The organism is Marinococcus sp. LNHM4E3-1, from assembly GCF_056034405.1.
The window spans coordinates 1-25421 of record NZ_JBQLID010000007.1 but is presented as its reverse complement, the minus strand read 5'-3'; the positions used below and the strand labels follow the sequence as shown (position 1 = coordinate 25421).

Below are 25421 nucleotides of genomic sequence, written 5' to 3'. Positions count from 1 at the left end.
CCGAGGTTCAAAAGCCTTTTTGTATACCATGCGGTTACTGTCCCCGGGCAAACGAATTTGTATAAATAAACAGGTTGCGGACGCCCTTGTCGGTCGTAATTTCAAAACGATCGAATACATAGTCCTCGTCCTCTGCGTGCAGGTTCCTTTCATAATGGTGCTGCACAATAAGTACGGACTGCTGTTTTCGGAAATAGAGAAAATTCACTCCGGTAAAAGAAGTTTCTTCGGGCTCCTGCATTAATTGATACAGCAGATGGTTATGGCATTCAATCAGATCGTCCTTGCTGAACCCGTTGGAATGAATATTTTTAACCAGACTGTAGCGGGAAGGGTCTTCAAGCTCATTTAAAAAGATGGCAAACGGCCGGAATTGATCACTGTGAATGCGGACATGATCATGCTCCTGCAGCTCAAATATCTGACCATGATCGTTACGGAAATACATATCGTAGTAATGGACCGCCCGGCGCCAGGGGAGGCCAGCCGGAGAAATTTCGAGTTCAAATGGGCAGTCCTCGATGTCAAGGGCCTGGCCATCCGGTGCCTCCCGCAGGAATACGTTTCCACGCGAGCGGTGAATTTCATAATAAATATAAGACTCTTCCTGTGGCTCTTTTGGTTCTGGTGTAAACGTAACGGAAAGAGAATGCAGCAGGCGCTTCCATTCTTTTTTATCGCTGTAGGGTACGAGAGGGGAAGAAATCTCTTTTTCAAGCAGCTGAACGACAGAGTGCTCATAGGAAGCTGGAGTGCGGTCGTCAGCAGCCTGAATTTTCGTTCCCGGTACAGTAATGGTTTTAAGGTTAAATTCATGCACCGCTTCTTTTTTGTCTACATCCGGGAGACGGTGGGCCTGCTGAATCCGGACACGTCCTTCCCAAATTTTCCGGGGAGCGGCGGACGTCTGCTCTAAAATACCGTAATAGGCCCCGGTTCTGCCGTAATCGACAACCACGGGGCGGCCTTGATGCTCGAATGCTTCTTGTCGTTTCATAATGGACCTCACTTTATTCCTTTAAAATTTCTTTTCCTGACGGTATCTTTTTTCGTTTACCTTCAGCAGCTGGCGCATTTTCCGGGCGTGCACATCATTTTGTTCCATGCGCAGCGAGCTGAGGCGCCCGCGCATTGCTTCAAGCGCCTGCAGCAGAGCACCGTGCTGCTCGTCCCTGTGCTTTGGTTCAAGCAGCCTGTACGTTTCGATTAGATCCGGTATTTCACGGCCAAGCATTCGTTCGACCAGATATTCATCCTCCACATCAAACTGCAGGGAAGGCGAAGAACGCAGTTCCTCAAGCTCCCTGTCAATCTGCTGCAGCTCCTGTTGGATATCTGCCGGGAGGCTGCTGTTTTGCTTTACGTAGTGCTGATGAAACCGGTCGAGTGCTTTATGCCATTTTACTGGCTCGTCTTCCGGCACTTCCTCCGCGTGGGCCGGTTCGGCTGTGTGCAGCTGAATGTCCCGGGGGGCCCGGCCCTGCAGGGTGTAATCGAGCACTTCAAGCTTGCGGAAAATATGCTGAAAGTAGGACGACTTTTCAATGTTACGGGCATGCATTTTGCCGTTTTTCATGTAATGGACCAGCGCTTCCCGTAAAAAAGCCGGGGTGTGACCGTCAGTACTCCGCACATAGTCAATGGTCACCGTCTTTTGAATAGCTGCCTGGGAACGCTCTTTTTCGAAGCTTGTGATGCGGATGCGTCTGGCGGTCAGCTTCATACGGAACAAAAAAAGTTCGTTTTCACGTTTCAGGCGTTTGGACTGACGGAGTTCGTCCGCCCGGGCAATCACCCGGTCGATCGCTGCCTCCATTTCCTCCACGATAAACAGCCCGTGGCTATCGGAGAAGATATGATCATCCACCGGGCGCATATGGTCCGGCAGGAAGCGTTCAACCCAGGGATGTTCGAACCATCTGTTAGCCAAGTGATTCACCGTCCTATACGTTGATATCTATCAGTTTAACAATTTGTGCTTCATCTGGTTGTTTAATTCGTCCATTTCAGAAATGAACTGTTTACTGGAGGCGACAATACGTTCATTGGACTGCTCCGTCATCTGGATGGCTTCGTACACGTCCTGATAAGCCTGCTGGAACGTTTCAAGGGCGATCGCCGGCTCTTCGAGTGTCTTCAGGGTATCGGCCGTGTTTTCCTTAAGCATGCGTGCATTGTTGGTGAGCATACTTTCGGTAGATTCGTTAACGCTCTGCACCGCATTGATTACTTTCCGCTGGTTGCCAAGAGCAAGCTGGATGGAAGCGGTGACGGTAACGATATTTTTCGTCATGGTAATGGCGTTAAAAATCGCTTCTTCAAGCTTTCCATTGTTATCGACAATCAGGTCGATCGAAGCAATCGACTGCTGCAGCACCATAACCGCCTGGGTCATATTTTTCACCCGGGATATTACTTTTTGCTGCCCTTTTTGAATAGCGGCCGGGTTATCGCGCCACTGTTCTTCAAGCATTTCTTCCTCGAGCATGGCGTTCAGCTGTTTCCCGGTTTCAATCTGCATTTCAAGTTCCTCAATGCGCTTAATGGCAGTTTCCCGTAATTCTTCAAGCATGACGTTGTCTTCCTGCAGCTTGTCCCGGCCGGCAAGGAGACCGTGAATAATATTGTCCACCTGGGATTCCACTGTTTCGTATTTTTTCGCATACTGTTCGACCGGATCGCGGCGTAAAATTTTATTCATTGTTTTCTGCAGGCGGCCTTCTTTTAAATATTCCGGTTCAAGTTCGCCGACCACCGTTTTTAATTCATGAAGCTTATCGGGAAGCTCATTGTCCTTTTGATCCATCATTTCCCGGACGGGACGCTTTAATGCTTCAAGGGAGTCGCCGGCTTTACGCTGCTCCGCTTCCCCGAGGCCGCCGAGAGTACTTACGAGCTGGTCTGTATCTTTTTCATTTTTAAAACGTTCTATGAATTTTTCAGCTTCTTCCTTGCTTTTCCCTTCGTTATTGGAGGGAGTTAAATCTTCTTGATTTGTATTGGGTTCGTCAGTCATACGGATTCCTCCTCATGGTTAATTCGGCGGGGCCTTTACTTATATATCGTATGATCATTAACAATAGTTTATAAAAAGGAAGTATAATACTTACAGTTTAGCATTAGAGCGGGCAATAGTAAAAAAATGTCCATTAGAAAAGAAATCCCCGGGTGAACAGAATAAATCATTTTACTTTGCAATTTTGAAAATTTTTTGTAACATATTATAGAAGCAGTATATAATACAGGCGCCAGAAGCCAGAAGGCTTTTTTCAGGTAGAATTGCCAGGTACAGCAAATACTATTCAATAGAAAAAGCATTTGCTCCATTTATAAAACGAAAGCGGATAAACGACGAATCAGATCCAGCGTGCGGCAACCATCCGCAGGAAGAAGAAAGGAACGAATGGCATGTGTTTAATTGCTTTTGCGTATCAGATGCATCCATGGTTCCCACTTGTCGTGGTTTCCAACCGGGATGAATTTTTAGAACGGCCGACTGAGCGCCTTCATAAATGGGAAGGCGAAGGCATCGTGGCGGGAAAAGATTTGCAGCAGGGCGGCACATGGATGGGAGGCAGTCTTTCCGGACGGTTCGCAGCTGTGACAAATATCCGCAGGCCGGGCATGGAAAACGGGGAAAAATCACGCGGGCATCTGCCGCTGCGATTTTTGCGGAACGAATCGGGGCAGGCGCTTGAAGCAGTGAAAAAAGACCGCAACGAGTACAGAGGCTTCAATATGATCGCGGGCTCAGATAAGGAATTGTTTTATTTACATAATCACAAAGAAGGGCCGCATGCAGAGCGCCTTTCACCCGGTGTGCACGCGCTCAGCAATGCCTCTCTGAACACACCCTGGCCGAAGGTCGAAAAAGCAAAAAAGCATGTGGAAATGCTGCTTGCTTCTTCAGGGAATACGCTCGACCCTGACCCTTTTTTTAAAGCAATGCAAAATGCAGAGCCGGCCGACGACCAGGACCTTCCTGATACAGGGATAGACAAACAGCTTGAGAAACAGCTTTCATCGATGTTTATTGATCTCCCGGAATACAAAACGAGATGTCAGACCATGTTTATTGTGCGAAAAGACGGAAAAATTACAATGCTCGAGCGGATGACAGACGCCCGGACCGGTACAGGCCATTATGAATGGCATGTATAAAGGTGAATATTTATTCTTTAAATCGTATGAATATAAAGAAGCGCTAAAAGAATAAAATCGTGCAGTCCTGCTTATAAGCGTTTACATGACTAGTGAAACTCAAATCTTAATTTGTCGAATGTTTAGAAAAATGATATAATATGCAAACCAATTTAAATTTGGACACCATGGAGAGAGGTGGAGAGGGGTATATGTTATTGCCTAGAAAAAATTATAAAGAAGGCTTGTATGACTCCCAGTTTGAGAAGGATAACTGTGGGATCGGCTTTCTTGCGGATATTAAAGGGAAAAAATCACACGACATTGTTGAAAAAGGATTGCAAATTTTAAGAAACCTGGACCACCGCGGCGGTCAGGGAGATGAAGTAAATACCGGGGACGGCGCGGGAATGCTTCTGCAGATTCCGCACCGTTTCTTTAAAAATAAAGAAAATGAGCTCGGTTTTTCGCTGCCGGAGGAAGGCGATTACGGGGTTGGGATGCTGTTTCTGCCTGTAGATAACACCAGGCGTGCCCAGTGCGAACAGGCCATTGAAAAAATGGTTGAAGAAGAGGGGCTGCCGCTGCTCGGCTGGCGCGAAGTGCCTTCTGACGATTCGATGCTCGGAAACGCGGCACTCTCGGCTATGCCTGCCATCCGCCAGCTGTTTATTAAGCGCCCGGAAAATGTAAAAACGAGAGAAGATTTTGAGCGAAAATTGTATATTGTCAGAAAACGGTCTGAGCATGAGCACGGGGTTAAGCTTCATGACCAGGACAGCTTCTATTTTGCAAGTCTGTCCTCACGGACCATTGTGTATAAAGGGATGCTTACGACAGAGCAGCTGAACCAGTTTTATAAAGATTTAAATGACCGGCAGTTTGAAACGGCGCTCGCGCTTGTGCATTCCCGTTTCTCCACGAATACATTCCCAAGCTGGGAGCGGGCGCACCCGAACCGTTATCTCATCCATAACGGGGAGATCAACACGATTAAAGGGAATGTTAACTGGATGCATGCCAGGGAGCCGAAGTTTGAATCAGAATTGTTTGGCAGCGACATGGAGAAGGTTCATCCGGTTGTGGATGCTGAAGGCAGTGACTCATCGATGTTTGATAACGCGTTTGAATTTTTGACGCTGTCCGGACATAAAATGCCTCATGCTGCCATGATGATGATTCCTGAGCCGTGGCAGAACAACCCGCTTATGAATGAAAAGAGACGTGCGTTTTATCAGTACCACAGCTGCTTAATGGAGCCGTGGGACGGGCCTACAGCCATCGCATACACGGACGGAAGCCAGATCGGTGCCTGTCTCGACAGAAATGGCCTGCGTCCGGCCCGTTATTATGTTACTAAAGACGACCAGATTGTTATGTCTTCAGAGGTGGGAGTGCTTGATATCGCTCCCGAAGACGTCTTATATAAAGAGCGTCTGCATCCCGGCCATATGCTGCTTGTGGATCTTGAAGAAGGGCGTATCGTTCCTGACGGAGAGATTAAGGACAAAATTGCCGGCGAGCATCCATACCAGGAATGGACAGACGAATACCTGACGGATTTAGAGGATATGCTGGAAAGTCAGGACGTTTACAACACTAATTTCGAAAAATTGGAGCAGCGTCAGCTTGCTTTCGGCTACACATATGAGGAATTGGAAAAAGTGGTCAAGCCGCTTGCCACAGGTTCAGGAGATCCGGTCAGCTCGATGGGCTACGACTCTCCGCTTGCAGTGCTTTCCAAAAAGCCGCAGCTGTTATACAACTACTTCAAACAGCTGTTTGCACAGGTGACAAACCCGCCGATAGACGCTATCCGCGAGGAAATAGTTACTGCTGTCGGCACGACTATCGGAAAGCAGGGCAACCTGCTCGATCCAAAGCCATCGCACGCCCAGCAGCTGTATTTAAAAAAGCCAATTGTCAACAACGAAGATTTAGCCAAGCTCCGCTCCAATAAACTGGAAGGATTTGCAGCTTCTACGCTTTCCATCGTCTTTGAAGCAGCAAAGGGAGCCAATGAAATGGAACGTGCTCTTGAACGTATATTTGAGCAGGCGGACCAGGTTATTGAGGAAGGCTCGACTATTCTTATTTTAAGCGATCGTGACGTGAACGGGACTTACGCTCCGATCCCGGCGCTGCTTGCGGTCGGCGGGCTGCATCACCATCTCATCCGTACGGGCCGCCGTACAGATGTCAGTCTGGTGCTTGAAAGTGCCGAGCCGCGGGAAGTACACCATCTCGCGGTGCTGCTCGGTTACGGCGCAGAAGTAATCAATCCGTACCTTGTCTTTGATTCGGTTGACGACATGATCAAAGAAGGATTGATGGAAGGTTCGTATGTGGAAGCGGTAAGCACGTATATTAAAGGTGCTACAAAGGGTATCATGAAGGTCCTCTCAAAAATAGGCATTTCCACGGTGCAGAGCTACCGGGGCGCCCAGGTTTTTGAGGCTGTCGGTATTAATGACGAAGTAATCAACCGCTATTTTACATGGACGTCCTCAAGAATCGGCGGTGTAAGCACAGAAATTATTGCAGAAGACGTTCTTGAACGCCACTTCCGGGCCTACAATGACCGCGAAGGACTGGATATGACGCTTGACCCTGGGGATGACCTGCAGTGGAGACGGTACGGTGAACCTCATCAATACAATCCACATACGATCCATATGCTGCAGCACGCCGCGAAAACTAACGATTTCACGCTGTTTAAAAAGTATTCAGACGCTATTGATAAACAGGAACAGGAGCAGACAACGCTCCGCGGCCTGCTTGAATTTAATAAAGGAGTCCGCGAGCCGATCAGCATCGACGAAGTGGAGCCGGCAGAAAATATCTTTAAACGCTTCAAAACTGGAGCAATGTCATTCGGCTCTATCTCCGAGGAGGCTCATGAGGCACTTGCCATCGCCATGAACCGCATCGGCGGTAAATCAAATACGGGCGAAGGCGGGGAAAATCCAGAGCGGTTTACGCCGGATGAAAACGGTGACCTGCGCCGGAGTGCGATCAAGCAGGTAGCTTCGGGACGTTTTGGTGTTACAAGTCACTACCTGGTCAACGCCGACGAAATACAAATTAAAATTGCCCAGGGGGCAAAGCCTGGCGAAGGCGGACAGCTTCCCGGCAAAAAAGTATATCCGTGGATTGCGGAGGTGCGGGGTACGACGGCAGGTGTTGGCCTGATTTCGCCGCCGCCGCACCATGATATCTATTCGATTGAAGATTTGGCAGAGCTGATCCATGATTTGAAAAATGCGAATCCGAACGCCCGGGTCAGTGTGAAGCTCGTTTCAGGAACCGGTGTCGGTACGATTGCCGCCGGCGTCGCGAAAGGCCGGGCTGACCATGTAGTCATCAGCGGTTACGATGGCGGCACGGGTGCCGCTGCCCGTACAAGCATTAAGCATGCCGGCCTGCCATGGGAAATTGGGCTCGCTGAGACGCATCAGACGCTTGTCATGAACAATTTGCGGAACCGGATTTCTGTGGAAACAGACGGCAAGCTGATGACAGGCCGCGATGTAGCGGTGGCGGCTCTTCTCGGTGCGGAAGAATATGCATTTTCCACGGCACCGCTCGTGGTACTTGGCTGTGTCATTATGCGTGTGTGTCATCTCGATACATGCCCAGTAGGTGTGGCTACACAAAATCCTGAACTGCGTAAAAAGTTCATGGGCAAACCGGATAACGTCGTAAACTTCATGACCTTTGTGGCCGAAGAGCTTCGTGAAATTATGGCAGAACTCGGCTTCCGCAGCATTGATGATATGGTTGGCCATACCGAAGTGCTGAAGCAGGTAGACTCGGTAAACAATAAAAAAGCACAGACGGTGAATCTGTCGAATCTGCTTCACCGTCCGAAAGCGAAAAATCAATCCAAGCACGTGGCCCATATTAAGCAGGACCATGAGTTGAATATCTCTCTTGACGAAACGTTGTTAAAGCATGCGGCAAAGGATGCCCTTGAATCACAGACACCGGTGTTTGGAGAGTTTGATATCCAAAATACCAACCGTGTGGCCGGGACGATGCTCGGAAGCGAAATTACGCAGAAGTACGGTGCCGAAGGTCTGCCTGAGGACACTATCAGATTTACTTTCTACGGTTCGGCCGGCCAGAGCTTTGGGGCGTTTATTCCTAAAGGCATGACGATGAGCCTGATTGGCGATGCCAACGACTATATCGGCAAAGGACTGTCAGGCGGAAAATTGATTGTCACGCCGCCGGATACTTCTACATTTGATGCGGAAGACAATATTATTATTGGAAACACGACCTTTTACGGAGCCACTTCCGGGGAGGCTTACATCCGCGGAGTAGCCGGTGAGCGTTTCTGTGTCAGAAACAGCGGGGCAAAAGTCGTAGTCGAAGGCGTCGGGGACCATGGCTGTGAATATATGACCGGCGGTGTTGTCGTCAATCTCGGTGTTACCGGTAAAAACTTTGCAGCAGGGATGTCTGGCGGCGTAGCGTACGTGTATGACCCTGACCATACGCTTGAAAGTAAATACAACAGCGAAATGGTAGGTCTTGAAGTGATCGAATCTGCCAGAGACGAGCAGGAGATCCAGCAGATGATTGAAGCGCACGGAAAACAGACGGGCAGCGAAGCAGCAGAGCGTATCCTGGCTGCCTGGGAGACCGAGCGCAAACATTTCGTGAAGGTTATTCCGTACGACTACCAGGCAATGCTGCAGTCGATCCAGGAAAGAATAGACAACGGCTTGAGCGAAGCGGATGCTGTGCTTGAAGCTTTTCAGGAAGCAACGACGGAAGAAGACAAAGATAAAGAAAAAGTCACTGGAAATTAACAGTCCGGGAAGGCTTTCACAGCCTTCCTGGCTTTTCGAATAAAGGCGTTGAATGAACAGCATACAACGATTTCTAAAGTGGGAGTGAGGGAAATGGGGAAACCAACAGGTTTTCTGGAATATAAAAGAGAAGCTCCAAGTAAATTGGACCCGCTCGAACGGGTGAAAAACTGGCAGGAGTTCCAGATCATGATGCCGGAAGATAAGCTTCAGGAACAGGGCGCCCGCTGTATGGACTGTGCGATCCCGTTCTGCCAGGCTGGTACTTCCATGGTCGGTTCCGATGAAATTGGCTGTCCCGTATACAATTTGATTCCGGAATGGAATGATCTTGTCTATCGCGGAAAATGGCAGGAAGCATTGACACGTCTCCATAAAACGAACAATTTCCCGGAATTCACCGGGAGAGTGTGCCCGGCTCCGTGCGAAGGCTCGTGCACCGTAGCCATCAACGATGACCCGGTAACCATCAAATCCATTGAATACCACATTGTGGAAAAAGGATTTAAGGAAGGCTGGATTACAGCCGAGCCGCCAAGAACAAGAACTGGCAAAAAAGTAGCGGTAATCGGTTCCGGACCGGCAGGACTTGCAGCTGCCCAGCAGCTGAACCGGGCCGGCCATACGGTGACGGTATTCGAAAAAGACGACCGCATCGGCGGACTGCTTGCCTATGGAATTCCGGAAGTAAAGCTTGAAAATGAAACCATTACAAGAAGAACAGATATTATGGAAGAAGAGGGGATCGAGTTCCGGACGAGTGTCGATGTAGGAAAAGATATTACCTCCGAACAGCTCGATGAAGAATACGATTCAGTTATTCTCTGTACAGGCGCGCAGAATCATCGCGATGTTCCGGCAGAAGGACGCGGTTTGAAAGGAATTCACTATGCGATGGACTTTCTGCGTGGCAATACAAAATCCCTATTGGATTCGAACCTTGAAGACGGCAGATATATCAGTGCAAAGGATAAGCATGTGATCGTCATCGGCGGCGGGGACACCGGGGTGGACTGTATTACGACCTCACTCCGTCACAACTGCGCTTCTCTGACCCAGTTTGATATCAATAAAGAAAAAGATAATGAACGTCCGGAAGACAACCCGTGGCCGCTGTATCCACTTGTTTATAAGCAGGAAGACGGGCATAAAGAAGCAGCTGCTCTGCAGGGCGAGGACCCGCGTGCCTATAAAGTAATGACAAAGAAATTTGTCGGAAACGAAAAAGGGCAGGTAAAGGAAATTCATACGGTGGAAGTGGAAACGGTCTTTGAAGACGGCAAAAAAGTCCGTCACGAAGTGCCTGGAACCGAGCGTGTATGGAAAGCCGATCTCGTACTGCTCGCCGTTGGCTTTACAGGACCCGAGCAGGAGCTGCTTGAGCAGATGGAAATCGAACGTACAGAAAGAAGTACAGTGAACGCTGAATACGGAAGCTATGTTACAAATCATGAAAAAGTATTTGCAGCAGGCGACAACCGCCGCGGTCAAAGCCTTGTAGTTTGGGCTATCCATGAAGGACGTGAAGCGGCCCGCGAATGCGACCGTTTCCTGATGGGAACGACTAACCTGCAGTAGAATGAAAAAGTCCGGAGGGTCCGGGCTTTTTCAAGAAAAGATTATTAAATTTCACGTACTGCAATGAATTTTTATTAATAATCTGATACAATAGATTAAAACTTTGTTGGAGTAGGAGTCACATTGAAAAAAGTTGCAAAAGGGATTTTAACAGCAGTAATTATTTATGCAGTCATTATCGTCCTTATTCTAGCAACGACGTTATTGTTTGTAATGGTTTCATTTTCCGGGGAGATGGCCCAGGTGCTTTTTGGATGGAACGAATACAATGAATGGACAAACACGCATCTGGTCCCCTGGGCAGAAAAGCTGTGGGAATGGTTTGTCGCTATAACGCCGGGAGGCTGACAGGAAAGGTGGAAAAAAGATGGAACAATATCGATTTCCTTATAAATCAGGAGTTTACGTTGGAATCCCTGTAAAAGAAAATCCCGAACAGTGGCTGATGGAAGTACAAGTGGTGCTCGAACACCCGCGGCAGGGAGACCTGCACCAGCCGAAGAAGACAAATGTGCCGGTTTTCCATGAACGCCGGGCACTAGCGGAAAAAGAAAAAATCTGGGTGCAGAAAAAAGCGGTGAAGCCGCTTGAAACAGTACCGGACATGACGTATAAAGAGTCTCTTCGACAGGCGTTTGATGCTTACGAGCGGGAGCTCGAAAGCAAAGAGGACGAATTTTCCCAGAAATCGCTGAAAACGCTCCATGCGGTAAAAGCTGATTATGAACGGCAAAAACTACTATAACTCTGCCCGCGGGCAGAGTTATTTTTGTATTTATCCTTTTTATACATGAGGAGTGCGCTCATCGGTAACAAACAGGGCTCCGGCTGTATGGAGCCGAATAGACAGTTCAATTAAAAACAGGTCATCGGAATTATTCAAATCACAGCTCGTAAGGGATTCGATTTTTTTCAAACGGTATAGCAGGGACTGGCGGTGGAGATTTAATTCCCGGGAGGTCTGACTGACATTGCCCTTGCATTCATTGTAGGTGCGGACCGTTTTCATTAAATCAATGCCCCGTTCGACGGAATAATGATGGAGGGGGGCAACTGTAGCTTCAGCGATCTGGCGGATTTCTTCATTTTTAGACAGAGACATCAGAGCCCGGTCAAAACGAGTGTCTTCATACGTATGAATGTAGCCGAATCCCCGCTGCCTGCGTCCGGCATCAAGAGCAGAGGAAGCCTCCGAAAAGCTTGTAACAAATTCCCAGGGTGCAGCTGTCTTGCTTACCCCCCAGGAAATGATGAGGTGGGGGATTTTTTGTTCGAGGCGGTACTGCACCGTTTCTGCAAAATAATATACCGTGTCATACATCATGGTTGGGTGCATTTCCAGATACACAATCAGCTCGGATTTTTGGAACGTGCTCATCACGCGTGCTTTTAAATAACGGCTCGCGTGGGAAACTTCTTCCTCAAACATATAGCCAATCTGTTCAAGCCAGTGATCATAGGAAAGCGGCGGGGATTCTGCGTGAAACACCCGTTCGACATTTTCAGGTTTGGCTACAAAGCAGATATAAGGGAGCTCAAGGTTATAGCCTAATGATTTACCGCGCGAAAGCGCCTGGTCCCGGGATTCGTAATTATCCTTTGCCAGGCTCCAGACAAAATCATCCTTCAGGCGCATCTCGGTTTCAAGCGCTGTCTGGTCATGCAAAAAGCAGAGAGCGGAAGTGGTGACCGAATGTTCAAGCAGAAGCAGGGTGTATTCTTCAAATACATCGTGCTTTTCTTTATGGGTAGGCCACTGGAAGATCATATAACCCTGAATATCCTGGGTCGTCTGCACAGTTAGGCGCAGCAGGGTGCCGGTATCTGTATCCATCCATTCCATGTTGGCCGGCAGGCTTTTTTCGGGATCTGACTGCTGGAAAGGGGGGAAAAGTGGATTCCCTCCCTGGCTTAAATACTGGTTCCACCATTCGGCGAGGCCCGACGAACGGTCCGTCTGCGTCTTCAGGCGTCCGCGCTTATCGACTACAAGCATTGGTATATGCAGCTGTTCGTATACGTAAGAGGCAATTGCCTCCATGCCTTTGCCTTCAAGTATGATTTCGAGAAGGTCTGTGCGGATTTTATTTGAAACGTCGATGGAGCGGAGAGAGCTTTTATGAAGGGCTTCGGAAATCGCTTCTGTAATGTCCGAAAAACGGATCTCCCACGGAATTTCCACGAGCGGAAACGCTTTTGACTCGCAAAAGTCGATCACGTTGTCAGGAATGGAGGAGATGTAGTGGCCTACAGACAAAATCAAACCGCTCGCTCCTGCTTCCATCAGCTCTTCAATAAACTCAAGCAGATCCTTCTCGTTTTGACATCCGATCCCGGAGCTTAAAATTAATTCCCGTGGCCGGACGAAATCTTCCACAGGTGTTTCTATAACCGAGGCCCAGTAAACGGTAATAGAGCTTGAATCGGCATTCGATGTGAGTGGAAGGGCCGTGTTCATAATCGGAAGCTGTAATACTTGTTGCATAGAAATCATCGCCAGACACCCCTTTACAATACCAAAACGTAAATTCATCTTCTGATTATTATTTTACCATATTTGCATGGAAGATAATGTGTCATGCACATTGTGCAAAAGAAAGTGCGAAACTTCATACAATTGTGTGAATGGAATTTAAACAGATAATCTATACACTGAAGGTAGAGAAAAAATAGTAACAGGGAAGGTTGTGTTCAATCATGACAAACACACACATTAATCGTTCAACAAAAGCAGTATGGGCAGGAGAAAAAGAATACCGGGCATTTGGAGCGACCCAGGTTCCGGTAGTCCACAGTGTTGCCTATACGTATGACGATCTGGACCATTGGTATGAGGTAGCAACAGGAAAGAAAGAAGGGCATATCTATGGTCGGAATACGAACCCTACCCTGCAATCGTTCGAAGAAAAAATCAGAATTTTGGAAGATGCTGAGGCGGCTACGAGCTTTTCGACCGGCATGGCTGCGATCAGTAACTCTCTGGCTACGTTCCTCCGTCCGGGCGACCGGGTAGTATCCATGAAGGATACGTACGGTGGTACAAACAAAATCTTTACCGAATTTCTGCCGCACATGGATATTGATGTGTCGCTCTGTGAAACGGGCAACCATGAAGAGATTGAGGCAGAAGTCCGTAAAGGCTGCGATATTTTATACCTTGAAACACCAACCAATCCAACGGTGAAAATTACTGATATCGAACGAATGACCAGGGTGGCAAAGGAAGTGGGAGCGCTTGTGTTTGTTGATAACACATTTGCAACCCCAATCAACCAGAACCCGATCGAATTTGGTGTGGATCTTGTTATTCACAGCGCAACGAAGTTTCTGGGCGGGCACGCGGATGCCCTCGGCGGGGCAGTTTGCGGCCGTAAGGATCTGGTCGAAAAGATCTTCCATTACCGCGAAATCAACGGAGCGACGATGGATCCAATGGCTGCCTACCTGATGATCCGGGGCATGAAGACGCTTCATCTCCGGGTGCGCCAGCAGTGCGAATCCGCTATGAGGATCGCTGAACACCTGCAAAATCATGAGCAGGTGGATCAGGTATTCTATCCGGGGCTCAAAACTCATCCGGGTCATGATATTGCAGAGAAACAAATGAAACAGTTCGGCGGCATGTTCAGCTTCTCGTTAAAAGGCGGAATGGATGCTGTGCGCCAGTTCCTGCCAAAACTCGAGTACGCTAACCGTGCAGCAAATCTGGGGTCGGTGGAAACGACGGTAGGACCGGCAAGAACGACGAGCCACGTAGAGAATACACCGGAAGAACGCGCAGCTCTCGGTATTCCGGAAAGCCTCGTGCGCTACTCGGTCGGAATTGAAGACACAGATGATCTTATTAACGATTTGGAACAGGCACTGGCTTCGCTGCCAAAAGCCGAAAGCGTGCAAAAATAAAGGGCGGTTGGAGCGATGACTATAGTGACCAAAACGATTAAAGAAGAAGCAGAAGCGATCCGGGAGCAGCTGGTGGAGTGGAGGCGCGGCCTGCACCGCCGTCCCGAGCTGAGCTTTGAAGAGCATGAAACAGCATCATTTATTAAAGCGACGCTTGCCGGACTTCAGGATTTAAGAATTTACAGTGGCAGAGAAGAAACGGGTCTCGATACGGCCGTAATTGCAGAGCTTAGGGCCGGTGACGGCCCTCTCGTCATTTTGCGTGCAGATATTGACGCCCTCCCGATCCAGGAAGAGAACGACTGTGATTATGCTTCCACGTATGAAGGGAAAATGCATGCGTGCGGGCACGACGCCCATACCGCCATGCTGCTCGGTGCCTGCTTTGTGCTTCATAAGCAGCAGGAGCTTTTAAACGGCACCATCCGCTTCATTTTTCAGCCGGCAGAAGAAGATACAGATGAATACGGTAGCACCGGCAGTCCGTATCTGATCAGTCGCGGTTGGCTAGAAGGGGCCCGGGCAGCCTTTGCCCTTCATATGGACCCTGAGTTCACGCCTGGTCACGTAAGGCTGCAGGAAGGCCCGAGCATGGCAGGCATCGATACGTTTGAAGGGGTCATTCGTGCAAGCGGCGGCCACGGTGCTTATCCGCATCTTGCCACTGACCCGGTGTGGATCAGCACGTTTGTGATGCAGGCGATGCAGGGAATCGTTTCACGGCGGACGTCTCCGCTTGAGCCGGCAGTGGTGAGTATCGGCGAATTAAAGGCAGGAGCTTCTACGAACGTTATACCGGACGAAGTCCGTATCCGGGGCACAATGCGCAGCTATTCGGACGCCACCCGCAAGCGGCTGCGTGAGGAGCTGCAGCAGGCCTTCCGCATAGCCGAGACGATGAATGCCTCCCAGGAGGTAACGATCGCTGAAGGAGAGCCGGCGCTCGTCAACAGTCCCGAAGCAGTAAAGGCCTACCGGACCGTACTTGAAGAACTATACCCGGAAACGGTTATTCACGAAGAATCCTATGGCATGGGCGGAGAAGATTTCAGTTACATGGCCCGCGAGGTGCCGTCCTGCATGATGTTTCTCGGCGCAGGCTATCCTGATCGCGCAGACAGCGGGCTGCACATGCCCCAGTTTGATATTGAAGAAACCATTTTACCAATTGGAGCTTCCCTGCTTGCAGGAGCAGCTGTACACTATATGACAAAGCACAAGACAGATTAGACTGGGAGGAAAAAATATGCCGCATAAATTAGACTTTATAGGGTTTGGCGGAGTGGGCCGGGGCCTTGCAGAAATACTATTGGAACGGGGAAGCTGGCTGAAGGAAACGTTTGGTTCCGACTTTGTGGTAGTTTCTGTTTCCGATTTGTACAAAGGCTCCCTTCACCACCCGGACGGCCTTGACATGCAGAAGGTGCTCGACTGCCTGAAAAAAGACGGGACAGTCGAAAACTACCCTGATACCGAAGGGCTCGTTCGCGGGTGGGACAGCATCGAAACGATTACCCAGTCGAACGCTGATACCGTGATCGAAATTACGTTCACCAATGTGGAGACCGGCCAGCCGGCGATTGACCACTGTAAAACGGCGCTCAAGGCCGGCAAAAATGCTGTTCTTACGAATAAAGGCCCCGTAGCCCTTGCCTACAAAGAGCTTCAGGCACTGGCGGAAGAGAACGGGGTACGGTTTTTATTCGAAGGAACGGTCATGAGCGGAACACCGGCAATCCGGATGCCGCTTACAAGCCTTTCCGGAAACCGGATTACTTCCATTAAAGGAATCATGAACGGAACGACCAATTACATGCTCACCCAGATGGAGCAGGGCATGGAATACAGCGAAGCTTTAAAAGAGGCACAATCCCGCGGATACGCGGAAGCAGATCCCACGAGCGATGTTGAAGGCTATGATGTATTGTATAAAGTAGTCATTCTAGCCAACGTGGTTATGGGAGCAGATTTGAAAAAAGAGGATGTGGAACGCCAAGGAATTACATCTCTTTCTGCAGAAGATATGCAGCAGGCAAAAAATGAAAATAAGCATTGGAAGCTGATCGGGCGCGTTGAAAACGTCAACGGCACAATCAAGGGGTCTGTAAAACCAGAGCTGCTCTCTGAAGATGACGCCCTCGCTAACGTCGGAGGTGCGGTAAACGCGGTCACTTATGAATGCGACCTGAGCGGTCCGATTACGCTGATGGGCGCCGGGGCCGGCGTGCCGGAAACAGGATTTGCATTGTTGATCGATTTGATTAACATGGACCGAAATACTATATAAAGGCGGGATAATATGACAACAAAAATCACAGAGCAAAAGATGCTGCTCGGCGGAGAATGGGTCGGCCGGGAACAAACGCTGGACGTCGTCAATCCCGAGGATCAGTCCGTTATCAGCACAGTGCCGATGGCAAGCAGTGACGATGCGCGCGAAGCTGTGCGGATTGCTGTGGAAGGAAAGGAAATCGCCGAAGCGCTGAGCGTCCGGGAACGTATGGATATATTAAATAAAGTAGCGGATTATGTGCTTGATCATGCAGAGGAGTTTGCGGAAATCATTGCTCTTGAAGGAAGCAAAACGATAGCGGAAGCTTCCGGTGAGGCACGCAGGACCGCTGAGACGATACGTCTTGGAGCGGAAGAAGCACGCCGTCTTTCCGGGGAATCGATTAATTTCGACCAGATGGAAGGCAATACGAACCGGATGGGGTACTATTATCACTTCCCGGTAGGCGTTGTAGCAGCTATCACGCCGTTTAACGATCCATTGAATCTAGTGGCACACAAGGTAGCACCGGCGATTGCCGCCGGGAATGCTGTGATTGTGAAGCCGGCAACAGAAACACCGCTCAGTGCGTTAAAGCTGGCCGAAGCGTTTATTGCCGCCGGTCTGCCGAAAAAAGTACTCACAGTAATTACAGGAAGAGGCCGTGACATCGGCGACATTCTGGTTGAAGCAGAAGACGTTCAGATGATCAGCTTTACCGGTGGCTATGAAACAGGAAAAAGCATTGCCCATAAAGCAGGACTGAAAAAGCTGTCCATGGAGCTGGGCTCGAATTCCCCGTTTATTATCTGGAAGGACGCAGACATTGAAAAGGCGGCCCAGTCAGGCGTGGACGGAGCGTTTGGAGCTGCCGGCCAGAACTGCCTGAGTGTCCAGCGGGTGTATGCACACGAAGAAATTTACGAAGCGTTTGAAGCATCGTTTGTAGATAAAGCCAAACAGGTGCGTGCAGGCAGAAAGATGGATAAGGATTCGGATATCGGCCCGGTAATCAATGAAAAAGAAGCCAAACGGATTGAAAGCTGGATTGAAGAAGCAGTGGAGGCAGGAGCCAAAGTGCTTGCCGGCGGCAAACGGCACGGCGCCTTTATCGAGCCGACTGTTCTGTCGAACGTGCCGGAGGATATAACGATTGTAAAAGAAGAAGTGTTCGGCCCGGTAGTAATACTTGCTTCTGTGGCAACGTTTGATGAAGCAGTCACACGCTCGAACAGTGTGCCTTTCGGTCTGCAGGCCGGCATTTATACGAATGATATCAATTTAGCGCTGAAGGCTGTACGCAAGCTTCACGTCGGCGGTGTCATGGTAAACGACAGCAGCGATTTCCGGATCGATGCCATGCCATTTGGCGGCGTTAAGCATTCAGGCATCGGCCGCGAAGGCGTAGCATTTGCCATTGAAGAAATGTCGGAAAAACGGCTCGTATGCTTTACCATTGATGAATAATTAAATGTAAACGGGATAAAAGGGGGGATCAGCTCATGTTATTTGAAAAAGATGAGTACCTGACGAGAATGAACCAGACGAAAATGAAAATGATGGAATACGGTATTGAAGTGCTATTGGTCTCCAATCCATCGAACATGTACTATTTAACAGGATATAACGCATGGTCGTTTTATGTGCATCAAATGGTGATTGTGATGATTGACGAAGATCAGCCATTATGGATCGGGCGGGAAATGGATGCCCACAGCGCTACCGTCACTACATGGCTTGACGAAGACCATATCATTCCGTATCCTGATGAATTTGTGCAGTCGACGATCAAGCACCCTATGGATTTCGCAGCGAACATCCTGACCGAGATCGGCCAGGGCAACCGTAAAATTGGTTTGGAGATGGATGCATTTTATTTTACCGCCATGTGCTATGAACGAATCCAGGCTGGTCTCCCAAATGCCGAATTCCGTAATTTCAGCACGCTTGTCAACTGGGTCCGGCTGGTAAAATCAGAAGCGGAAATTGAGTGCATGTACCGCGCCGGACGTATACTCGAAAATGCCATGCAGGCTGGTTTTGATACGGTAGATGTCGGCGTTCGTGAAAATGAAGTAGCTGCGGCTATCACCAATGCTCAGATTCTTGGAACAAAGGAATTCGGTGGAGATTATACGTCGATTGTGCCGATGATTCCCGCGAACGAAAATACAGCTACCCCGCATTTGACATGGACGGACCGGAAATATAACTACGGGGACTTTTTAACGATTGAAATTGCCGGCGCGTATATGCGCTATCATACTCCAATGGCACGGACGATGGCAATCGGCCAGGCTCCTGAAAAAATGTATGATCTCTCGGAAACGGTCGTTGAAGGCATCGAAACTACGATGGATTCAATTAAGCCGGGGATGACGGCAGAAGAAGTGGAAAGCGTGTGGAGCCGGACGATCGCAAGACGCGGGTATTTTAAGGAATCCCGCCTCGGCTACTCCATCGGGCTCAGCTATCCGCCGGACTGGGGCGAGCATACGGTCAGCTTCCGGAAGGGTGATCACACTATTTTGCAGCCGAACATGACGTTTCACCTGATGCCTGGCATCTGGCTTGATGACCACGGGGTAGAGATTACAGAATCGATCCGCATTACGGAAAATGGCTGTGAACTGCTCAGTCACGTGCCGCGGGATATGTATGTAAAAGAACCCGGGGTACTCGGTGACGGTTTTGCGGAAAACCGATTGAACGCCCACTATAGATAAGAAACAGGCAGCGGACTTCCAAAAAAGGAGTCCGCTTTTTTATGAATGATATGCGGGTGTTGGCTATTTTTTCCGGATAGTGGTAGCATAAAGGTGTTTGCAATGAAGATTTGACTAAAACGGGGAATGATCATGAACCGGCAGGCCTACATAAAACCAACACTGGGAGCTGCAGCTTTTGCAGCTGTATTTTGCTATTTTTTAGAAGTGCTTTTAAACGTTCCGTTTGTCGACTACGGATACAGTTTTATTGCCGGGGTGCTGCTAGTGGCATCCCTGCCTGTGATGCCGCCCCTGAACCGGCGTGTGGTTTACGTGCTGATTGCTGTCGGCATTGCTTTGTTCTGGACGTACGGTGTTTCCTGGCAAACGGTGTGGACAAGCTTCGGAGAAAACCTGCCGCTGCTTGCCCTCTTTTTAACGGTGCCGCTGATTGGGACGTACATGTCGGAAGCGGGGCATCTGCATGCTTTTCAACAATATCTCGAACAACAGAACAAAAAAAGAGGAGTGCCGCCGCACCGGCTTGGCTACGGCGTGACAGCAAGCATTGGTGCCATTCTGAACCTCGGCTCCATGCCGCTTGTGTACGGCATTGCTAAAGAAAGCTTTCCATCTTTTGAGAAAAAAAGAATGGCATTAACGGTACTCAGGGGATTTGGCTCGTGTATGCTCTGGTCGCCGTATTTTGTAAATATGGCCCTGATTTTAAGCATCTATGATTTGAGCTGGGGAGAAGTCGGACCCTACGGGATCGTGATGGCTGCTGTGTTGACAGCTCTGGTCGTTGTATTTTTCCGCTCGTCAGCATTCGCCGATGATGCCTGGACGGTTCCAGAGAAAGAAAAAGAAGTCAATCCGCCGGTGTCTTCGATGCGCACGTTTTTACTATTTTTAGGCATTCTGCTTGCTGCTTCTTTTTTGCTTGAAGCACTGTTGCCATACAGCATGCTGACAATTGTTTCGGTGCTCGCCCTTTTGTATCCGTGGGTGTGGGCCCTGGCGCGAAAACAGGCTGTCTCGTTTGCACAGTCAACGTGGAAACACGTAAGCGGTTCGTTTGAACGCCTGTACAACGAAATTGGTATTTTTGTGACGGCTGGATTTTTCAGTGTGGCGCTTCGAAGCAGCGATGCCGGAAGATGGCTTTCTGAAGCCATCAGCTTTTTGTCCCAGGGCTATATGATTCTGCTGATTGCCTGGGTGGTCGCTATCGTAATGGGGCTCTCTGCGGTAGGTATTCACCCCGTAATAATTGTCACTGGTCTCGGCGGGGCTCTTTCGCCGGAAATCTTTGGGGTTGGGGCTCCGTTTATGGCCGTGCTGCTGCTCATGTCGTGGATGCTCGGCGTTCAGGTGTCTCCGTTTACAGGAGCGATACTTATGACATCTCATTTAATGGGGGCGACTACCATTCAGGTAATCAGGAAAAATACAGCATTTATTCTAAGCGCTGCCGTCGTGTTGAGCCTTGTATTATTTGTACTGGGAGAAACGTTAATGTAAAAATGAAGGAGAGAATGCAGCATGCGTCCACTCGAAGCTGGAAAATTATACGGGTCCGTCATGCTTGTTATGCTGATGTGGGGACTTAATGTCGTGGCGCTGAAGGTGCTGGTGGCTGAAATAAATCCGGTTTATATGCAGGCGGCCCGCATTTTGCTCGCCGGCCTGTCTGTCGCCTTGTTTGTTTTTCTGCGCAAAGAGCATGAGCGGGTGCCGAGGGCTGCTTTTATGTATATTCTGCTGGCTGCAGTGTTTGGCATGACCGGTCACCATACGTTTTTAGCTATAGGGCTGAGTGAAACAACTGCTGTAAAAAGCTCGCTCATACTGGCTCTTCTTCCTATTACAACAGCTCTTTTGTCCATGCTGTTTTTGGGAGATGCCTTTACGAAGCTTCGCTGGCTCGGGGTGTTTGCCGGGTTTGCCGGGGCAGTACTTATTAATCTCACCGGAGAAGGCGGGGAGGCTGTTCAGGGAGCAGCGAGGGGAGATGCGTTTATTTTTGCAGCAATGACTGCCCAGGCTGTGAGCTTTTTATTCATTAAAAAAGCGTCTGAACTGGTGGCGCCGAGAGTATTAACGATCTACACGCTGATGCTCGGCTCTGTTGGTTTGTTCGCAGTCAGTTTTGTGCTGTCCCCGTCCGGGTGGGAGTCGTATATTACAGCTCCTGGCTGGGTGTGGCTCGTGTTTTTACTTTCCGGAGTATTTGCTACCGGCCTCGGCCAGATTTTATATAATGCGTCGATTTCGAAAATCGGCCCGGGGAAAACTGCCATATTTAATAACTTTGTGCCTTTTTTCGGCCTGTTAAGCTCGGCGCTTATCCTCGGAGAAAACGTATCACCGGCTCAGCTTGGAGGATTCATATTCATTGTGGCCGGAGTGCTGCTTGGCACCGGGTGGGTGGACCAGCTGCTGTTAAAAAAACGAAAACAGGCGCCTGCTAAGTATGATGCTTAGCGGACGCCTGCTTTTTTTTCGGAACTTCATCAAAACCCCCGGGGTGAAATGGATGGCATTTGACAATGCGCCGAACTGTCAAAAAGGCCCCTTTCCAGAATCCGAAGCGCTCAAAGGCAGTAATGCTGTACTGCGAACAGGTGGGATAAAAACGGCAGGAGGGGGGCGTGAACCGGGAAATATAACGTTGATACAGCCGGATCAGCGCCACTATCAATTTTTTCATACATACGCACTCCTATAGTCTTTTTTGCACTTAAAGCGTAGCATAAATAAAAGCAGAACTAAAAAACCCCGCCTGAACCGGCGGGGTTAAAACCTTACTTCTGTATTAACCGACATAAAAGGAGGCTGCTGGTTCAACAACCTGGCGAAGAAGTGCTTCTTCTTCCGCGTTTAAACGTACCATTGGAAGACGGACATCGCCGGAAATGATACCGCGCATCTCAAGAGCTGCTTTTACCGGAGTCGGACTAGGCGCTGCGAACATGGATTTCATCAGCGGCAGCAGATCGCGGTGCCGGGAAGCGGCATAGACCGGCTGTCCGTTAAAGAAGCTCTGGATCATGTCCTGCATGCTCTCTCCGGCCACGTGGGCAGAAACAGAAACGACGCCGGTAGCTCCAACAGACAGCAGTGGCAGCGTCAGACTGTCATCGCCGCTGTATAAGGTAAAGTCCTGCGGTGCATGCTGCAGAATATAGGCCGCAGCTTCGAGATCACCGCTCGCTTCTTTGATGGAGCAGATGTTTCTGACATGGGAAAGCCGTACAATAGTTTCCGGTGTCATACCGGCCGCGCTTCGCCCTGGAATGTTATAAAGCATAACCGGAGTGTTAATTCCTTCAGCAATTGTACGGAAATGCTGGTACATGCCTTCCTGGGAAGGCTTGTTATAATACGGAGTTACAAGCATGACGGCATCAATGCCGGTTTTTTCAGCTTCAAGGGACAAAGCGAGTGAAGCTCTTGTATCGTTGGAGCCTGTGCCTGCAATAACCGGCACCCGGCCGTTTACAGTCTGGACAGTATGACGGAACAACGAGATTTTTTCCTCATGGGAGAGCGTTGGGGATTCGCCGGTCGTACCTGCCACCACAATGCTTTCTGTTCCTGTGCTGATCAAATGATTAATCAGTCTGGTTAATGCTGTGTAATCTATATCTCCGTGTTCATCAAATGGAGTCACCATTGCTGTACTCAATCTGCCAAAATTCATGTTTACTCACCCTCTTAAAAGTATAGTCTTGCCTAAAAAGAGAGGGCTTGCGGTTTCACGTCTTCGTCTCCGTCCGGACACGAAAAAAGCAACCATGGAAAGAGCCCATCGTTGCAGGAACGCTTCAGCTGTTAAGCAGAACCGCACGTGCGTGAGATAGCCCTCCATACAGAAAATCTGTATGACAGTCCCGCATTTATTCAATACGAGACCAGCGTTGAACGATTGAGTCGTCCGCAGCTTCGGCAAAAACCCCTTTCCGCTTTAATCACCAGAGCTCATTCTCTTCCTAAAGCGTACTAATAGTTTTCGCAGCCTCTAACCTCACTTCTCAAATAAAGAAGCAGGATATGAAATTAATTAACTACACCATAGCAGATAACGCCCCGAAAGACAATAGTACGGCAGAAAATCAATTATCTTTTCTATATTGCCTGATTTTAGCGTGAGTAAACATAATTAAATATTGTCTGTTTATCCCTTCTCCGCAACTGTTTTAGCGGATTCCGCCCGCGGCGGGCAAAAAATTTTTAAAAACACGTTTCATTTTAGTGAATCTTTCTTATATAATGAGAGAGGGAAAACAGAACATTAGGGGGCCAATTACGTATGTCGCAGCTTCAGCAGATCGCTCTAGAACTTCCAAAAGAACTCTATACGGAAATCGAACATCTGTCCCAGTCAGAAAAGGATTCTTTTTTTCATCAGGTATTAAAAGATCAAATTGAAAAACAAAAATCCACAGACATGCAGGAACAATTGAAGAACGGATATGCAGAAATGGCTGCACTAAATGCTGAAATATGCGCTGAATTTGAATATGCCGAAACAGAATCTACACAGACGACAGAACGACGGCTGCATGAACAAGACTAGCTGTTCATCCTGTCCGGCAGCATGAGCGCGCAACCGGAAAAGGAGGTGAATGGGTGGTTTGAGTGATTCGAAACAAAACAATCAGCATCATAAAAAAGTAGTCAAACGGGGGGACGTATTTTTTGCGGATCTGTCTCCGGTAGTTGGATCAGAGCAGGGAGGCGTCCGCCCCGTACTTATCATTCAAAATAATATTGGTAACCGCTTCAGTCCTACGGTGATTGTAGCTGCTATTACGGCACAGATTAAAAAGGCAAAAATGCCGACACACGTAGAAATTGATGCAGCCAAGCATCGATTTGACCGTGACAGCGTTATCCTGCTCGAGCAGCTTCGTACTATTGATAAGCAGCGGTTAACTGATAAAATTACCCATCTCGATGATGAAACCATGGAGCAGGTACGTAAAGGTCTGGAAATAAGCCTTGGCCTGCATGAGTTCAATTAATCCATCATACATAACGACTACGGGCCCCCGCCTGCATTTCGATACGTAAAACCTTTCCGGACTGGAAAGGTTTTAGATTGTAGACAAAGGCCTCCGAAAATAGATTTCGGAGGCCTTTGTTGTGCCATCGAAAGAAAAAAGAAGCCCTAATAGACAAGCGCCTATTTGTCGCCACCGCCAGGTGGCGAGTTTTTTGAGATTCATCGCCGCATAAACAAGCATCGCCTGCGCAGAGTTTCTTGCCCCTCCGGCGAGGAGCGTCCAACGCAAGCCATGCTTTTGTTTGAGATCCGCAAAAATCCGTTCGATGGTTTCTTTTCGTTCCGCATAGGTTCTCCGGTTCCACGGAGTGTGTCGAAGGTGTTCGGCTTCGTCCAGATCGTCCTGCCAGACGTGGCGGAGAATCACCTTCCGGTGATCCCGGCTTTGGGTGCAGGTTTCAAGCAGCGGACAGGACTGACAAATGGCGGGATCTGAGACATACTCCTGATAGCCGTCCCGAGTCGTGGTGCGGTAGCGCAGGGCCTGGTGCTCGGGACAGAGATACGCGTCCAGATAGGCATCATACACAAAGTCCTGTTTGCGCAAGCGTCCCGGCGGGCCTTTGGGACGGGTATAAGGCATGACCGGGCGGATGCCCTGCTCGCGAAGCCAATGAGCAATCGCCGGGGTTTTATATCCGGCATCCACCGCGACGGCATACGGGCGGCCCATCCGGGCCGTCACCTGGGCCAACAGATCATGAAAGACCCGGCTGTCATGAACATTGCCCCCCGTCACGATCGCTCCGAGGACAAACCCATGCCGGTCGCAGGCGGTGTGCCAGCTGTAGGCAAACATCTTCTCCCGTTCATCTTTGACGTAATAGCCGCTGTCAGGATCGGTCGTGCTTTGTTTGACCTCCCGTCCGCCCGGTTCGCGGCGGGCGGGAGGCAGGGGCTTTTTTCCATGGACCTCACGGTCCCGGTGA

Annotated in this window: 21 protein-coding genes and 1 riboswitch; of the genes, 14 read left to right on the top strand and 7 right to left on the bottom strand. The window is 49.3% G+C overall.

Translation table 11 applies throughout. The annotated features are described in order from the left end of the window. Positions 1-34 precede the first annotated feature (34 nt). Genes ACTRXI_RS09005 through ACTRXI_RS08995 form a run of 3 tightly spaced genes read right to left on the bottom strand, consistent with a single transcriptional unit; the run spans position 35 to position 3016 of the window. The gene (locus ACTRXI_RS09005) at positions 35-997 is read right to left on the bottom strand and encodes a DUF2777 family protein (protein ID WP_474262094.1); all 963 of its coding nucleotides are present in this window, start codon (positions 995-997) and stop codon (positions 35-37) included. A 21-nt stretch (positions 998-1018) separates the two neighbouring features. Continuing rightward, positions 1019-1930, bottom strand: coding sequence for a hypothetical protein (locus ACTRXI_RS09000; protein WP_474262093.1), 912 nt, complete (start codon positions 1928-1930; stop codon positions 1019-1021). A gap of 30 nt (positions 1931-1960) precedes the next feature. Further along, positions 1961-3016, bottom strand: coding sequence for a toxic anion resistance protein (locus ACTRXI_RS08995; RefSeq protein ID WP_474262092.1), 1056 nt, complete (start codon positions 3014-3016; stop codon positions 1961-1963). Between the two features lie 392 nt (positions 3017-3408). On the opposite strand from ACTRXI_RS08995, the gene ACTRXI_RS08990 reads away from it, so the two are divergent. The 5 genes from ACTRXI_RS08990 to kapB all read left to right on the top strand — a co-directional run bounded on the left by ACTRXI_RS08990 (position 3409) and on the right by kapB (position 11283). After that, positions 3409-4161: an NRDE family protein gene (locus ACTRXI_RS08990; RefSeq protein ID WP_474262091.1), complete on the top strand. Its 753-nt coding sequence runs from the start codon at positions 3409-3411 to the stop codon at positions 4159-4161. Between the two features lie 191 nt (positions 4162-4352). Next, positions 4353-8960: a glutamate synthase large subunit gene (gene gltB, locus ACTRXI_RS08985; RefSeq protein WP_474262090.1), complete on the top strand. Its 4608-nt coding sequence runs from the start codon at positions 4353-4355 to the stop codon at positions 8958-8960. Between the two features lie 93 nt (positions 8961-9053). After that, the gene (locus ACTRXI_RS08980) at positions 9054-10538 is read left to right on the top strand and encodes a glutamate synthase subunit beta (protein ID WP_474262089.1); all 1485 of its coding nucleotides are present in this window, start codon (positions 9054-9056) and stop codon (positions 10536-10538) included. A 123-nt stretch (positions 10539-10661) separates the two neighbouring features. After that, positions 10662-10886 carry a hypothetical protein gene (locus tag ACTRXI_RS08975; protein WP_474262088.1) on the top strand — a complete coding sequence of 75 codons (225 nt, stop codon included), beginning with the start codon at positions 10662-10664 and terminating at the stop codon, positions 10884-10886. 19 nt (positions 10887-10905) lie between these two features. Further along, positions 10906-11283: a sporulation phosphorelay system protein KapB gene (gene kapB, locus ACTRXI_RS08970; RefSeq protein ID WP_474262087.1), complete on the top strand. Its 378-nt coding sequence runs from the start codon at positions 10906-10908 to the stop codon at positions 11281-11283. Between the two features lie 39 nt (positions 11284-11322). Here the strand turns inward: kapB and ACTRXI_RS08965 are convergent, their stop codons facing one another. Then, positions 11323-13032 carry a PucR family transcriptional regulator gene (locus ACTRXI_RS08965; RefSeq protein ID WP_474262086.1) on the bottom strand — a complete coding sequence of 570 codons (1710 nt, stop codon included), beginning with the start codon at positions 13030-13032 and terminating at the stop codon, positions 11323-11325. Positions 13033-13235: 203 nt separating this feature from the next. On the opposite strand from ACTRXI_RS08965, the gene ACTRXI_RS08960 reads away from it, so the two are divergent. From ACTRXI_RS08960 to ACTRXI_RS08930, 7 genes are all read left to right on the top strand, one after another. Further along, the gene (locus ACTRXI_RS08960; protein WP_474262085.1) at positions 13236-14441 is read left to right on the top strand and encodes a cystathionine gamma-synthase family protein; all 1206 of its coding nucleotides are present in this window, start codon (positions 13236-13238) and stop codon (positions 14439-14441) included. A gap of 15 nt (positions 14442-14456) precedes the next feature. Continuing rightward, positions 14457-15671 (top strand): M20 metallopeptidase family protein, encoded by a 1215-nt coding sequence (locus ACTRXI_RS08955; RefSeq protein WP_474262084.1) that lies wholly within the window; start codon positions 14457-14459, stop codon positions 15669-15671. A gap of 16 nt (positions 15672-15687) precedes the next feature. After that, entirely contained in the window at positions 15688-16728 is a 1041-nt protein-coding gene (locus tag ACTRXI_RS08950) for a homoserine dehydrogenase (protein ID WP_474262083.1), read from the top strand. 12 nt (positions 16729-16740) lie between these two features. Further along, a complete protein-coding gene (locus ACTRXI_RS08945) occupies positions 16741-18180 on the top strand; it encodes an aldehyde dehydrogenase family protein (RefSeq protein WP_474262082.1) in 1440 nt (479 codons plus the stop codon). Between the two features lie 35 nt (positions 18181-18215). After that, a complete protein-coding gene (locus tag ACTRXI_RS08940) occupies positions 18216-19439 on the top strand; it encodes a M24 family metallopeptidase (protein ID WP_474262081.1) in 1224 nt (407 codons plus the stop codon). 132 nt (positions 19440-19571) lie between these two features. Continuing rightward, positions 19572-20945: a hypothetical protein gene (locus ACTRXI_RS08935; RefSeq protein WP_474262080.1), complete on the top strand. Its 1374-nt coding sequence runs from the start codon at positions 19572-19574 to the stop codon at positions 20943-20945. Between the two features lie 21 nt (positions 20946-20966). Further along, positions 20967-21908, top strand: a complete 942-nt coding sequence (locus ACTRXI_RS08930; RefSeq protein WP_474262079.1) for a DMT family transporter — start codon at positions 20967-20969, stop codon at positions 21906-21908. On the opposite strand, the gene yidD is transcribed toward ACTRXI_RS08930, so the two are convergent. Together yidD and dapA are read right to left on the bottom strand one after the other, a co-directional pair. Further along, a complete protein-coding gene (yidD, locus tag ACTRXI_RS08925) occupies positions 21892-22134 on the bottom strand; it encodes a membrane protein insertion efficiency factor YidD (protein WP_322525080.1) in 243 nt (80 codons plus the stop codon). The genes ACTRXI_RS08930 and yidD overlap by 17 nt on opposite strands. Positions 22135-22239: 105 nt before the next feature. Further along, on the bottom strand, positions 22240-23127 hold the full coding sequence (dapA, locus tag ACTRXI_RS08920) for a 4-hydroxy-tetrahydrodipicolinate synthase (protein WP_298785836.1): 888 nt from the start codon (positions 23125-23127) through the stop codon (positions 22240-22242). Between the two features lie 149 nt (positions 23128-23276). Next, a riboswitch (Lysine riboswitch) is annotated at positions 23277-23456 on the bottom strand. Between the two features lie 280 nt (positions 23457-23736). Here dapA and ACTRXI_RS08915 point away from each other — a divergent pair. Both ACTRXI_RS08915 and ACTRXI_RS08910 read left to right on the top strand, forming a co-directional pair. Then, positions 23737-24003, top strand: coding sequence for a hypothetical protein (locus ACTRXI_RS08915; RefSeq protein WP_322525078.1), 267 nt, complete (start codon positions 23737-23739; stop codon positions 24001-24003). A gap of 58 nt (positions 24004-24061) precedes the next feature. Beyond that, positions 24062-24451, top strand: coding sequence for a type II toxin-antitoxin system PemK/MazF family toxin (locus tag ACTRXI_RS08910; protein WP_022792199.1), 390 nt, complete (start codon positions 24062-24064; stop codon positions 24449-24451). Between the two features lie 72 nt (positions 24452-24523). On the opposite strand, the gene ACTRXI_RS08905 is transcribed toward ACTRXI_RS08910, so the two are convergent. Then, positions 24524-25421, bottom strand: an 898-nt coding sequence (locus ACTRXI_RS08905; protein WP_474262078.1) for a transposase, incomplete at its 5' end; no start/stop codon positions are given.

What these genes read in the sequence shown, in the direction of transcription:
- ACTRXI_RS09005 (WP_474262094.1), bottom strand. Translation starts at nt 997, where the DNA reads ATGAAACGACAAGAAGCATTCGAGCATCAAGGCCGCCCCGTGGTTGTC.
- ACTRXI_RS08995 (WP_474262092.1), bottom strand. Translation starts at nt 3,016, where the DNA reads ATGACTGACGAACCCAATACAAATCAAGAAGATTTAACTCCCTCCAAT.
- ACTRXI_RS08990 (WP_474262091.1), top strand. Translation starts at nt 3,409, where the DNA reads ATGTGTTTAATTGCTTTTGCGTATCAGATGCATCCATGGTTCCCACTT.
- gltB (WP_474262090.1), top strand. Translation starts at nt 4,353, where the DNA reads ATGTTATTGCCTAGAAAAAATTATAAAGAAGGCTTGTATGACTCCCAG.
- ACTRXI_RS08980 (WP_474262089.1), top strand. Translation starts at nt 9,054, where the DNA reads ATGGGGAAACCAACAGGTTTTCTGGAATATAAAAGAGAAGCTCCAAGT.
- kapB (WP_474262087.1), top strand. Translation starts at nt 10,906, where the DNA reads ATGGAACAATATCGATTTCCTTATAAATCAGGAGTTTACGTTGGAATC.
- ACTRXI_RS08965 (WP_474262086.1), bottom strand. Translation starts at nt 13,032, where the DNA reads ATGATTTCTATGCAACAAGTATTACAGCTTCCGATTATGAACACGGCC.
- ACTRXI_RS08960 (WP_474262085.1), top strand. Translation starts at nt 13,236, where the DNA reads ATGACAAACACACACATTAATCGTTCAACAAAAGCAGTATGGGCAGGA.
- ACTRXI_RS08955 (WP_474262084.1), top strand. Translation starts at nt 14,457, where the DNA reads ATGACTATAGTGACCAAAACGATTAAAGAAGAAGCAGAAGCGATCCGG.
- ACTRXI_RS08950 (WP_474262083.1), top strand. Translation starts at nt 15,688, where the DNA reads ATGCCGCATAAATTAGACTTTATAGGGTTTGGCGGAGTGGGCCGGGGC.
- ACTRXI_RS08945 (WP_474262082.1), top strand. Translation starts at nt 16,741, where the DNA reads ATGACAACAAAAATCACAGAGCAAAAGATGCTGCTCGGCGGAGAATGG.
- ACTRXI_RS08940 (WP_474262081.1), top strand. Translation starts at nt 18,216, where the DNA reads ATGTTATTTGAAAAAGATGAGTACCTGACGAGAATGAACCAGACGAAA.
- ACTRXI_RS08935 (WP_474262080.1), top strand. Translation starts at nt 19,572, where the DNA reads ATGAACCGGCAGGCCTACATAAAACCAACACTGGGAGCTGCAGCTTTT.
- ACTRXI_RS08930 (WP_474262079.1), top strand. Translation starts at nt 20,967, where the DNA reads ATGCGTCCACTCGAAGCTGGAAAATTATACGGGTCCGTCATGCTTGTT.
- yidD (WP_322525080.1), bottom strand. Translation starts at nt 22,134, where the DNA reads ATGAAAAAATTGATAGTGGCGCTGATCCGGCTGTATCAACGTTATATT.
- dapA (WP_298785836.1), bottom strand. Translation starts at nt 23,127, where the DNA reads ATGAATTTTGGCAGATTGAGTACAGCAATGGTGACTCCATTTGATGAA.
- ACTRXI_RS08915 (WP_322525078.1), top strand. Translation starts at nt 23,737, where the DNA reads ATGTCGCAGCTTCAGCAGATCGCTCTAGAACTTCCAAAAGAACTCTAT.